We start from the raw sequence: 11974 nt of genomic DNA on the forward strand, positions 1-11974 counted from the left end.
ACTCAGTAGAGTCGCTCGGCCCAGGTATCGGCCGGCAACCAGGTGGATTGTTCGGGATCTTCGGCGTCGACTGCGCCCTCCGCCACCGATACGCGCACGCGCCGGAGCAGTTCGTCCCAGCTTCCCGCAGTGGCCCCTATCCGGGCACCGATACGGTTGTTCTGCGCATCCATGGCCCTGGCCGCACTGGCACTGCCGTCGCCTTCCATGACGGTGGTGACCATGTCCACCACACCGGGGGCCAGCGTGTAGGCGACGATTGCGCTGGCCAGCGTGTGCCGGTAGGCATCGCGCGGACCATTGCGGCCTCCCTCGAGTGCGCTGTGCTGGGTTTGCCAGTACACGGTGCCGAGCACGCTCGCCGGATAGATCGACAGTGCCGCCCCTGCGAAGGCCAGCCAACGCCAGCGCCGCGCGAGGCGGAGCCACGTCATGCGCGCGCCCGCTCCATCGATGCCACGAAGCGGTCGAACAACGGCGCCACATCATGCGGGCCGGGAGAGGCTTCCGGGTGCCCCTGGAACGAGAACGCGGGGGCGTCGGTGAGTTCGATGCCCTGGTTGGTACCGTCGAACAGCGAGCGGTGGATCACCCGCACGTTGGCCGGCAGGCTGGTTTCATCCACCGCGAAACCGTGGTTCTGCGAGGTGATCATGACGCGGCCGCTGTCGAGGTCCTGCACCGGGTGGTTGGCGCCATGGTGGCCGTGGCCCATCTTCATGGTCTTGGCACCGGCGGCCAGCGCCAGCAACTGGTGGCCCAGGCAGATGCCGAAGGTGGGGATCTTCTTAGCCACGAATTCGCGGATCGCATCGATCGCGTAGTCGCAGGGTTCCGGGTCGCCGGGGCCGTTGGACAGGAACACGCCATCGGGCTTCAGCGCCAGCGCATCGGCGGCCGGCGTCTGCGCGGGCACCACGGTCACGTCGCAACCGCGTTCGGCCAGCATGCGCAGGATGTTGTGCTTCACGCCGAAGTCGTAGGCCACGACTTTGAACTTCGCCTCGGCCTGCACCGGCGCGCCGGTATCCAGGTCGATCCGGCCATCGCGCCACGGATAGGCCTTGTCGGTGGTGACCACCTTGGCCAGGTCCATGCCCTTCAGGCCGGGGAACTTGCGCGCGGCTTCCAGCGCCTTCTCTACGTCGATGTCGTTGCCGGCCACCAGCGCGCCGTTCTGGGCGCCACGGTCGCGCAGGAGGCGGGTCAGCTTGCGGGTGTCGATGCCGGCGATGGCGACGATGCCGCGCGCCAGCAGCCATTCCGGCAGCGGCTGCTGGCTGCGCCAGTTGCTGGGGCGGCGCGGCACGTCGCGCACGATCAGGCCGGCGCACCACACCTGGGCGGCTTCGTCGTCCTGCTCGGTGCAACCGGTGTTGCCGATATGGGGGTAGGTCAGGGTGACCAGTTGGCGAGCGTAGGACGGGTCGGTCAGGATTTCCTGGTAACCGGTCATCGCGGTGTTGAACACCACTTCACCGACCGAAAGGCCGTCTGCGCCTACGGATTCGCCCTCGAATACGGTGCCGTCTTCGAGAACGAGGATTGCGGGTCGAGTCACGGGGTTCGCCTTGGGGTGGAGGAACCCTGCCCCTCCGTCTTGCGGCTGCAAGAAACCGCGAACGCGGTATTTCTCCGGTCCGGGGCGGTGGGTAACAGGCGAGCGGGAATTGTACGGGGATGGCCTGTTCAGCGCCACCGTTTTTTTGCGCCCGCCGGGCGGACGGAGCGTCCGCCAACGTCGCGTGTTCAGGTTTCCACGCTGTAGGAGCGGCTTCAGCCGCGACAAGAGACCGTATGCGCTGGAAAGGGCTGTTCACCCTCCGGGCGCGCTGCGGCGCGTTCGTCATCCTGCGCCACGGATTGCCATCGAGGCGCGGTCGCGGCTGAAGCCGCTCCTACAGAGGCATCAATCCAGCAGGTCGCGGACGCGGTACAGGCCCGGCGCGCGGCCGGCCAGGCGCTGGGCGACATGCAGCGCGCCGCGGACGAAGATGTCCCGGTGCGTCGCCCGATGGGTCAGCTCGATACGCTCGCCGATGCCGGCGAACTGCACCGTGTGTTCCCCGACGATGTCGCCGGCGCGCAGGCTGGCGTAGTGGACGTCGGCGCCCGCGCTGCCGGCGGCCTGCCCCAACGTCAGCGCGGTGCCTGAGGGTGCGTCCTTCTTGTGGATGTGGTGCGACTCCACGATGTCCACGTCCCAGCCCGCCAACGCACCGGCGGCACGCTCCACCAGTTCCGCCAGCACCGCCACGCCCAGGCTGAAGTTGGTGGCCCAGACCAGCGGGATGCGGGCGGCGGCCTGCTCCAGCGCCTGCTGCTGCGCGGGCGAGATGCCGGTGGTGCCCGAGACCAGCGGCACGCCTCGCTCCACGCACAACGCCAGGATCGGGTCGAAGCCTTCCGGCAGGCTGAAATCGATGGCCACGTCGAAGGCCGGCACGCCGGCCAGTTCGCTGGCCGCGAAATGCGGCACGCCTTCGACCACGCGCTGCGCGGGCGAGCGCCGGGTCACCGCGGCCACGGCCTGGAATTGTTCGGGCTGCCCGGCCGCCAGCCGCAGCAATGCCTGGCCCATGCGGCCGGAGGCACCATGGATGAGAAGACGCGTGGGGGTCGTGGCCATGACGGCATGGTAGCCGACTCCCACGCTCTTGTAGGAGCGGCTTCAGCCGCGACCGCAGCGCGATAGCAGTCTATGGCGCGCAACGATGAACGCGCCGCATCGCGTCCGCAAGGTGGACCGTTGGATTCAGAGTGTCGCCATGACGCGTCGTCGCGGCTGAAGCTTCTCCCACAGTCTCGGGCGTCCAGGGCGGGACCTGAATCCGTTGCCTAGCCAGTCAGTACGGCGGTGGTCTGCATCTCCGATACGCTCATGGCAGCACGCGCCCGATGCCGCTGCGACCGATCTCGTCGACCACCCTGGCCAGCGCCCCGGGATCGACTGCGCCGTCGAAGCCGATGCGGAAATGCACTTCGCCCTCCGGGGTGCGCGAAGAATGGATCGACGACAGGCTGACGCCATGCCGCTCGAACACGTGCAGCAGCGCCCGCAGCGAACCTGGACGGTCCTCCGGCAGGTGCACGCTCAGCGCATGCTGGCCGGCCAGATCGGCCAGCAGGTAGCCCAGCCGCTCGTAGCTGTAGTTGCCGTCCGCCAGCGCCTGCGTGCCCAGCGCATCGCGGTTGGCCTGCAGGAATTCCCGGCGGAACGCCGCGCGGGCGGCGTCGCTGCCCTCGCCCACCAGCGCGGCCATGCGCGCGATCTGCCGCCCGAGCGCCTGCAGTGTCTCCTGCGCGTAGGGATTGCCGAACTGGATGTCCTCGTAGATCGCCGGATTGAGCGACAGGATGCGCGCGATGATCGCCGCATCCATCTCGAACGAAGCCGAACGGAACGGCAGCAGCGCGGCCAGGTCGCCCACCTCGCCCGCCTGGCCACGCAACACGCCGGCCTGGGCAAGATGGGCGGCATGCACCATCGCCTGCACCAGCGCCATGATGCGGTCGTGCTGGTCGGGCGTGGCGCGCACGCACTCGGCTTCCAGTGCCTCCAGCAGATCCGACACCCATGGCCGCCAGGCGTCCAGCCTCGCCTCGCACACCACCATCACCCTGCCCTTCAGCGTCGGCGACTTGGGCGGTGCGGTCATCGGGTGCAGGCCCACCACCTCCGCCTTCGAACGCAACATGGCCGCGACCGGCGCGGCCTTGACCGAAGTGATGTCCAGCCACAGCTTGCCCGGCTCGCTGCCCGCAACCAGTCCGACATATCGCTCGATCAGCGCAGCGGTGTGGCGGATCGGCGCGGAGAACACCAGCACGTCGGCACGCCGCGCCAGTTCGGTCTCATCGATCGAATCGCGGTCCGCGGGATCATGCCCGATGACCTCCAGCCCCATCCGTTCGTGGAAGAAACGGCGCAGCCAGCGCCCGTAGGCGCCGGCGCTGCCGACGATGCCGATGAGGGGAGTTCGCACGGTGGAAGAGCCCATTCCGGTCGGCGCATCCGGGCCGACGACGACCTGACCGCGCTACTGCCCGGACAGGTAGACCACCTGCGACCGCAGGTCGGGCATGATCCGGTGCATGACGCGGGAATAGCCTTCATTGTACTCCGCGCTGCAGACCGGCCCGGGCGTGCGGTCGTCCAACGTGCGTCGCACGTGCACGCGGCTACCGTCCTGCCGATAGGTCGCGGCATAGGACACCGTGCCTTCCTCGATGGCGGTGTCGGCGGGCAACGATGCGATGCGCATCGAAGCGGGGAACTCGAAGGAGTACTCCTCATCCGAATGGAACGCGCCGCAACTGCTCTCGCCCGCCGGCTGGTCGGGATCGCCCAGATGCGAAGCGACCAACGAGGACACCGGAGCCATGCTGATGAACCAGGGTTGCACCTGGAATCCGCCCGACACCGGGAGCATTTCCGCGACATCGAAGTCGGCGTCCAGATTAAAGGTATCCAGCAGCGGCACCGGATCGTCGTAGCGCACGCTGCCACTGGCGCGCAAGCCGTTGCCGCGGAAGTAGTTCCGCACCAGCTTGTCCGCTTCCGATGCGGGCAGGTTGCGGAACTGGCTGCGCGCGCCCACCGCCACGCGGCCACTCAGTTCGAGACGCAGAGTGCCCTTGATCGAACCGTCCGGCTGGATGCGCAGCGTGGTCTTCATCTTCTGCCAATCCTGCCCCGCCAGCAGCGAAGGCGTCTTCGCGCCCTCGTGGTGCCCCTCCACCAGCAGCACCGGCTTGCCGGCGGCGCCATCGGGCAGGCTGCCGAACGGGACGGTGGCCGCGGTCGAATCGGCATACAGGTCCAGGCTGGGAATGTAGGTGATGACGTGATTGACCACCGATGCGACGGGAATGTCCGGCAGGGTGTACGTTCCGCCGGCATTGATCAGCGCCTGCGTGCTCTTGATGCCCTTGGCCGCCAACAGGGCCTGCAACAGCGTGGCGTGGTCCTTGCAATCGCCCATTCTGTTGTCGAGCACCACGTCCAGGTCGCGCGGCACCACGGCGCCCAGGCCGATGCAGTTGCCGGCATAGGTGATCTGCGTGGACACCCATTCGTAAAGCTTGCGCGCGACTTCCCGCGGCGCCTTGCTGTCGCCGGCGATCTCCGCGGCCAGCTTGCGTATGCGTGGCGTGGGCACGGCCTTGGCATTGGCGGGACCGCCGTAGGCCCCGGCGATGGCGGCATAGCTGGCGAACGTCGAGAATGCGTAGCCGGGATAGCGCTCGGCGTTGAACACCGTGTCGCGGAGGCTTTCGCGGCTCACCGGTTCGCGATTGCGCCACCGCCAGGCGACGATCCTGCGCCCGTTTTCCGTGCGCGCCGGCTGCTCCTCCAACTGCCAGTTGCGCCAGGTCGCCTGCAGATCGGCCGGAGTGTCGATCATGACCTGCACGTCGCCGTAGTAATTGGCCGGGCTGTAGTTGCGGATCAGCGAGAAGTGGCCGGGGAACATCGGCTGCCGCGCGGTCAGCCGATAGGCGAATACCGTGGTATCCCCTTCCGCGAGTTCGGGAAACACCACGGTAAGCGTGGTTTGGTCCGAATAGATGGGCGAATCCCCGTCGCGTCCGGAACTGCTGCTGAGCTGGTAGTTGCTCGCCGGCACATCGATGCGCCGGCCATCGGCCTTCAACGTATAGGCGCTGACCACCTCCGCCTCCTGGATGCTGGTGCTGTAGGTCACGGAAGCATCCTTGGCCGCCTCCAGCGCCACCGCCTTCAACACCTTGATCGCCGTTTCCTGCGTCTGCGTGAAACTGCCGTCGGCATTGACCACGTAGGTCGTGATCTCCCGCTCTACCTGGAGAGGCCGATCGTCCGCCGCCATCGCCGGCAACGCGGCGATGCAACCGACCATCACGCTCCACATCGCTCCCCTGCGCACCATATCCCCTCAGCCTCCTGCGTCCCGATCCGATTGATTGAAGTCCCCGACGAAGCGCTCGTGGCCGGGCCGCGGGGCCCGCCGAGGATGCCACAGTGCGGTCGCGGCACGAAGCGTCCCCGGGCGCCCCGTCGGCCCGGCCATGGCGGATCCTCCGCAGGTAAACCGCCGCGACTGCACATCGCCATGCAAGGCCGATGGATATGATCGGTCCACACCCGCGTCCGTGGACGACACCATGACCACAGCCAGTTCGCACGACGCTACCGCCATGATGCGGGCGCAGGAAGCGGCGTCCACGCGATCATCCGCGCGCCGCAATGCCTGCCTGGTCGGGGAAGCCTTCTCGCCCTGGACGCAGAAGGCGCGCTGGGCGCTGGAATACGGCGGCATCTCGCACGGCTATCGCGAGTACACGCCCACCCTGAGCGAACCGCGCCTGCGCTGGGAACTGCGGCAATGGCGGGGGGCGGTATCGGTGCCGGTCCTGCTACTGCCCGATCGCGTACTGCGGGGCAGTTGGGACATCACCTGCCACGCGGACGCCTGCACCGGCGATGGCCGGTTGGGGGAACTGGCGCGCATTTCCGGATGGAACACGCGCGCGGACGCGGGCCTCGCGGAGGGACGCGCGCGCCTGCTGGCCGCACTGGAACAGGACCGGGACGCATTAACCGAATCCCTGCCCACCGTGCTGCCCTCGATGCTGGCTCCCGCGCTACGCCCCGTCGCCCGCGACGCCATCGCGCGCCTGCAACGCAAGTACGCCCATCTGGCGCAACCCGGAGCGATGCGCCGCGCCCTCACCGAAGCGCGTGAACGCGTGCAGGCGCACGGCGGCGGCTTCCTGCTCGGGCGCTTTTCCTATGCCGACATGGTGGCCGCGACCCTGCTGGAGATGGTGCGGCCACGTGCGCAGGGCTGCGCGCTGGGAGCGGCCAGCCAACGCTGCTGGACCGATGCCGCATTGGCCGACGAATTCGCCGACCTGCTGGCATGGCGCGAAAGACTGTTGGCCGACCCTGGGGTTTCGCCTTCCTGGTGGCGCGAGCCGCGACGCGAACCGGCCTCGGCGGCCGCTTCGTGAAGCGGCCCGGCCCATATGCCGGGGATCAGGACGTCATCCGGTCCCAGAAGCCCTTGACGCCGTCCAGGAAGGTGGCCGACTTGGGCGAGTGCTTGCGCGCTTCCTCGCCGATGAAGGTGGCCTCGAACTTCTCCAGCAACTCGCGCTGCTCGGTAGTCAGGTTGACCGGCGTTTCCACCACCACGCGGCAGTACAGGTCGCCCTCGCTGCGGCTGCGCACCGACCTGACGCCCTTGCCGCGCAGGCGGAACAGCTTGCCGGTCTGGGTTTCGGCCGGAATGCGGATCTCGGCGTCGCCGTTGAGCGTGGGCACGCGCACGGTATCGCCCAGCGCCGCCTGCGAGATGCGGATCGGCACTTCGCAGTGCAGGTCGTCGCCGTCGCGCTGGAAGATGTCGTGTTCGCGCACGCGCACTTCCACGTACAGGTCGCCCGGCGGCGTGCCGGGCGGGCCGGCCTCGCCCTCGCCGGTCAGGCGGATGCGGTCGCCGTTGTCCACGCCGGCGGGAATCTTGACCGACAGGACTTTCTCTTCCTCCACCCGCCCCGCCCCATGGCAGTGCGTGCAGGGATTGCGGATGGTCTGGCCGCGGCCGCCGCACGACGGGCACGTCTGCTGCATGGCGAAGATGCCGCGCTGCATGCGCACGTTGCCGCGCCCGCCGCAGGTGGTGCAGGTCTCCACCTTGCCGTCTTCCGAACCCGAGCCCTTGCAGGGTTCGCAGGCGACCAGGGTGGGGATGTCGATGCGCTTCTCGACGCCGGCGACGGCTTCTTCCAGGTCCAGCTCCATCACGTAGCCGACGTCGGCGCCACGGCGCGCCGCGCGCGCGCCGCCACCGCCGAAGATGTTGCCGAAGATGTCGCCGAAGATGTCGCCCATGTCGGGCGCGCCGTGGCCGCCACCGCCCATGCCGTGCTCGAACGCCGCATGGCCGTGGGTGTCGTAGGCGCGCCGCTTGGCGCCGTCGGACAGCACTTCGTAGGCTTCCTTGCATTCCTTGAACGCCGCCTCCGCCGCCGCATCGCCCGGATTGCGGTCGGGATGGTGCTTCATCGCGCAGCGGCGATAGGCCTTCTTCAGGTCATCGTCGCTGGCGTCGCGGGCCACGCCCAGGACTTCGTAGTAGTCGCGTTTCATGGAGCCGGGATTGGAGATTCGGGATTAGGGGTTGGCAAAGGCAGGAGCATCGCGGTAGGCCGGGATTGACACGGACAAGAGCGGAACCGAAGTCCCGCTCTTCCGAATCCCGAATCCCGAATCACGCATCCCGGCTCTTATCGTCCTTCACCTCGGTGAATTCCGCGTCCACCACGTCGTCGGCCGGGGCGTTGCCCTGGCCGGCGTCGGCGCCGGGCTGTTCCGAGGCGGCGGCCGCGGCGTACAGCGACTGGGCGGCTTCTTCCAGCGCCTTGGCCTTGGCCTCGATCTGCGCCTTGTCGTCGCCCTTCATCGCGATATCCAGGTCGGCGATGGCGGCCTCCACGCGGCCGATCACGTCGCCCGGCACCTTGCTGCCGTGCTCGGTAATCGCGCTGCGGGTGGCGTGCAGCAGGCCGTCGGCCTGGTTGCGCGCCTGCACCAGTTCCTGGAACTTCTTGTCTTCCTCGCGGTGCGCCTCGGCGTCCTGCACCATGCGCTGGATCTCTTCCTCGGACAGGCCCGAACCGGCCTTGATCTCGACCTTCTGTTCCTTGTTGGTCTTCTTGTCCTTGGCCGACACGTGCAGGATGCCGTTGGCGTCGATGTCGAAGGACACCTCCACCTGCGGCAGGCCGCGCGGCGCCGGCTCGATGCCGGACAGGTCGAACTTGGCCAGCGACTTGTTGAAGCGGGCCTGTTCGCGCTCGCCCTGCAGCACGTGCACGGTCACCGCGGACTGGTTGTCCTCGGCGGTGCTGAAGGTCTGCGAGGCCTTGGTCGGGATGGTGGTGTTCTTCTCGATGATCTTGGTGAACACGCCGCCCAGGGTCTCGATGCCCAGCGACAGCGGGGTCACGTCCAGCAGCAGCACGTCCTTGACGTCGCCGGCCAGCACGCCGCCCTGGATCGCGGCGCCCAATGCCACGGCTTCGTCCGGGTTGACGTCCTTGCGCGGGTCCTTGCCGAAGAACTCGGCGACCGCCTGCTGCACCTTCGGCATGCGGGTCTGGCCGCCGACCAGGATCACCTCGCCGATGTCGCTGGCGCGCAGGCCGGCGTCGTTCAACGCGATGCGGCACGGCTCGATGGTCTTCTTCACCAGGTCTTCCACCAGCGCTTCCAGCTTGGCGCGGGTCAGCTTGATGTTGAGGTGCTTGGGACCGGAGGCGTCGGCGGTGACGTACGGCAGGTTCACCTCGGTCTGCTGCGAGCTGGACAGCTCGATCTTGGCGCGCTCGGCCGCGTCCTTCAGGCGCTGCAGGGCCAGCGGATCCTTGCGCAGGTCGATGCCCTGGTCCTTCTGGAACTCTTCCACCAGGTAGTCGATGACGCGCTTGTCGAAGTCTTCGCCGCCCAGGAAGGTGTCGCCGTTGGTGGCCAGCACTTCGAACTGCTTCTCGCCGTCGACGTTGGCGATCTCGATGATCGACACGTCGAAGGTGCCGCCGCCCAGGTCGTAGACCACGATCTTGCGGTCCTGCGCGTCGCCCTTGTCCAGACCGTAGGCCAGCGCGGCCGCGGTGGGTTCGTTGATGATGCGCTTGACGTCCAGGCCGGCGATCTTGCCGGCGTCCTTGGTGGCCTGGCGCTGGCTGTCGTTGAAGTAGGCCGGCACGGTGATGACCGCCTCGGTGACGGTCTCGCCCAGGAAGGCCTCGGCCGTCTTCTTCATCTTCTCCAGCACGCGCGCGGAGATTTCCTGCGGCGCCATCTTCTTGCCGTCGCTGGTCTGCACCCAGGCGTCGCCGTTGTCGTGCGCGACGATGCCGTAGGGCACCAGGTCGAGGTCCTTCTTCACCTCGGCGTCGGTGAACTTGCGGCCGATCAGGCGCTTCACCGCGTAGAAGGTGTTCTTGGGGTTGGTGACCGCCTGGCGCTTGGCCGAGGCGCCCACCAGCACTTCGCCGTCCTTGGTGTAGGCGACGATGGAGGGCGTGGTGCGGTCGCCTTCCGAGTTCTCGATGACGCGGGCCTTGCCGCCGTCCATGATCGCCACGCACGAGTTGGTCGTGCCCAGGTCGATGCCGATGATCTTGCCCATGGTGGATTTCGCTCCCTAGCAAATTCTGGTGTTGGCCGGCCATCGGCCGGGTTGATGGTCCCGATATAGGGGTGCGATGGCGCCGTTCAAGCGCCGCCGCAGGGTCGTTCAGTCGTGCCTGGCCACCACGACCAGCGCCGGGCGCAGCAGGCGGCCGTTGAGCAGGTAGCCCTTCTGGAACACCTGCACCACGCTGCCCGGGTCGGCGCCGGGGGCGTCGGTCTGGCTGATGGCCTGGTGGTGTTCCGGGTTGAAGGCCTCGCCGGTCGGGTCCAGCACGGTCAGGCCGTTGTCGCCGGCCACCTTCAGCAACTGCTTGAAGGTCAGCTCCAGGCCGTCGCGCAGCGGGCTGGGTTCGCTGCCGGCGGCGGCCAGCCCGGCGTCCAGGCTGTCGAAGACCGGCAGCAGGTCGCCCAGCAGGCGTTCGTTGGCGAACTTGCGGGCCTGCTCGATGTCGCGGGCCACGCGCTTGCGCTGGTTGTCCAGGTCGGCGCGCTCCAGCAGTGAGGCCGCGCGCAGCTGGTCCACCTCGTTGCGGAGGGTTTCCAGTTCGGCGATCAGCGGGTTTTCGGCATCCTGGGGCTCATTGCCCTGGTCCAGGTCGGAATCGTGGTCGTGTTGGTTCATGTCGGGTTCCGTGGCGGCAAGTCCGGCCGCCCAGCCCCAACCTATGGGGCCGGCGTTTCCGGATTCAAGGCCGCGCCCAGCACATCCGCGGCCGCCTGCACCACCGGGATCACCCGGTCGTAGGCCATCCGGGTGGGGCCGATCACGCCCAGCACGCCCAGCACCTGCCCGCCCGCCATGTACGGCGCGGTGACCACCGAAACGCCATCGTGCGGGGCCAGACCGGTCTCCTCGCCGATGAAGATCCGCACGCCCGGGGCGCGGATCGTGCGTTCCAGCAGTTGCAGGATCTCGCGCTTGCGGGCGAAGGCCTCGAACAGCTCGCGCAGGCGCTCCAGGTCGGAAAGTTCGTGCACGCCCATCAGCCGGGTCTGCCCGGCCAGCACCACGTCGTCGTTCGGCGGGGTCAGCGCCTGCTCGGCCAGCTCGATGGATTCGGCCAGCAGGCCCTCCATCTCGATCTGCGCCTTGCGCAGGTCGCGCAGCAGGCTGGCGCGGATCTCCGCCAGCGGGCGGCCGGCGAAATGGGTGTTCAGGTAGTTGGCGATGCGTTCCAGTTCGGAACGGTCGTAGCCCCGGCGCGTCTCGATGACCCGGTTCTGCACGTCGTTGTCGGCGAAGACCAGGATGGCCATCACCCGCTTGCCGTCCAGCGGCACGAAGTCGATGTAGCGGAACGCGAACTGCTCGCGCTTGGGCACGCTGACCACGCCGACGAAATGGGTCATCGCCGACAGCAGTTCCGAGGCGTTGCCCAGCAGGGCCTGCGTGCCGGCGCCGCTGGGCAGTTCCGAGCGCAGCCGGGCCACTTCGCTGTCGCCCAGCGATTTCACTTGTACCAGACTGTCCACGAACACGCGGTAGCCCTGCGCCGTGGGGATGCGCCCGGCGGAGGTGTGCGGGGAACTGAGCAGCCCCACTTCCTCCAGCTCGGCCAGGATGTTGCGGATGGTGGCCGGGCTGACTTCCAGGCCGGCGTGGCGCGCCAGCGTCTGCGAGCCGACCGGTTCGCCGTCGCGGATATAGCGCGAGATCAGCGCGCGCAGCAGTTGGCGGGCACGCGGATCGAGGCTGGGCGACGGGGTATTCATCCCTGTTAGATAACGGTGCGCCAGCGGCTTTGCAAGCGCGGCCGGCCCGCCGTGTCGCAGAACCTGAGCCGGCAC

At 68.2% G+C, this 11974-nt stretch carries 10 protein-coding genes; 1 reads left to right on the plus strand and 9 read right to left on the minus strand.

Annotated elements, in window-relative coordinates; all coding sequences use genetic code 11:
* Positions 1-2: 2 nt before the first annotated feature.
* From AAD027_RS09310 to AAD027_RS09330, 5 genes are all read right to left on the minus strand, one after another.
* Positions 3-434: a hypothetical protein gene (locus AAD027_RS09310; protein WP_341725740.1), complete on the minus strand. Its 432-nt coding sequence runs from the start codon at positions 432-434 to the stop codon at positions 3-5.
* Positions 431-1561, minus strand: a complete 1131-nt coding sequence (gene carA, locus AAD027_RS09315) for a glutamine-hydrolyzing carbamoyl-phosphate synthase small subunit (protein ID WP_341725741.1) — start codon at positions 1559-1561, stop codon at positions 431-433. The genes AAD027_RS09310 and carA overlap by 4 nt, the downstream gene beginning before the upstream one ends.
* A gap of 348 nt (positions 1562-1909) precedes the next feature.
* Positions 1910-2629, minus strand: a complete 720-nt coding sequence (dapB, locus tag AAD027_RS09320; protein ID WP_341725742.1) for a 4-hydroxy-tetrahydrodipicolinate reductase — start codon at positions 2627-2629, stop codon at positions 1910-1912.
* 250 nt (positions 2630-2879) lie between these two features.
* The gene (locus AAD027_RS09325; RefSeq protein ID WP_341725743.1) at positions 2880-4001 is read right to left on the minus strand and encodes a prephenate dehydrogenase; all 1122 of its coding nucleotides are present in this window, start codon (positions 3999-4001) and stop codon (positions 2880-2882) included.
* A gap of 39 nt (positions 4002-4040) precedes the next feature.
* Positions 4041-5912, minus strand: coding sequence for a DUF3857 domain-containing transglutaminase family protein (locus AAD027_RS09330; protein WP_341725744.1), 1872 nt, complete (start codon positions 5910-5912; stop codon positions 4041-4043).
* A gap of 235 nt (positions 5913-6147) precedes the next feature.
* Here AAD027_RS09330 and AAD027_RS09335 point away from each other — a divergent pair, with 235 nt between their 5' ends.
* The gene (locus tag AAD027_RS09335; RefSeq protein WP_341725745.1) at positions 6148-6996 is read left to right on the plus strand and encodes a glutathione S-transferase N-terminal domain-containing protein; all 849 of its coding nucleotides are present in this window, start codon (positions 6148-6150) and stop codon (positions 6994-6996) included.
* 25 nt (positions 6997-7021) lie between these two features.
* Here AAD027_RS09335 and dnaJ read toward each other — a convergent pair whose 3' ends face one another.
* The 4 genes from dnaJ to hrcA form a co-directional block, all read right to left on the minus strand.
* Complete coding sequence (gene dnaJ / locus AAD027_RS09340; RefSeq protein ID WP_341725746.1) at positions 7022-8137, minus strand: molecular chaperone DnaJ; 1116 nt, start codon at positions 8135-8137, stop codon at positions 7022-7024.
* Between the two features lie 121 nt (positions 8138-8258).
* Positions 8259-10181 carry a molecular chaperone DnaK gene (gene dnaK / locus AAD027_RS09345; protein WP_341725747.1) on the minus strand — a complete coding sequence of 641 codons (1923 nt, stop codon included), beginning with the start codon at positions 10179-10181 and terminating at the stop codon, positions 8259-8261.
* 108 nt (positions 10182-10289) lie between these two features.
* Positions 10290-10808 carry a nucleotide exchange factor GrpE gene (gene grpE, locus AAD027_RS09350; RefSeq protein ID WP_341725748.1) on the minus strand — a complete coding sequence of 173 codons (519 nt, stop codon included), beginning with the start codon at positions 10806-10808 and terminating at the stop codon, positions 10290-10292.
* Positions 10809-10849: 41 nt separating this feature from the next.
* Entirely contained in the window at positions 10850-11899 is a 1050-nt protein-coding gene (hrcA, locus tag AAD027_RS09355; protein ID WP_341725749.1) for a heat-inducible transcriptional repressor HrcA, read from the minus strand.
* Positions 11900-11974: the final 75 nt, after the last annotated feature.

It is taken from the genome of Pseudoxanthomonas putridarboris (assembly GCF_038321125.1).
Classification (GTDB): domain Bacteria; phylum Pseudomonadota; class Gammaproteobacteria; order Xanthomonadales; family Xanthomonadaceae; genus Pseudoxanthomonas_A; species Pseudoxanthomonas_A putridarboris.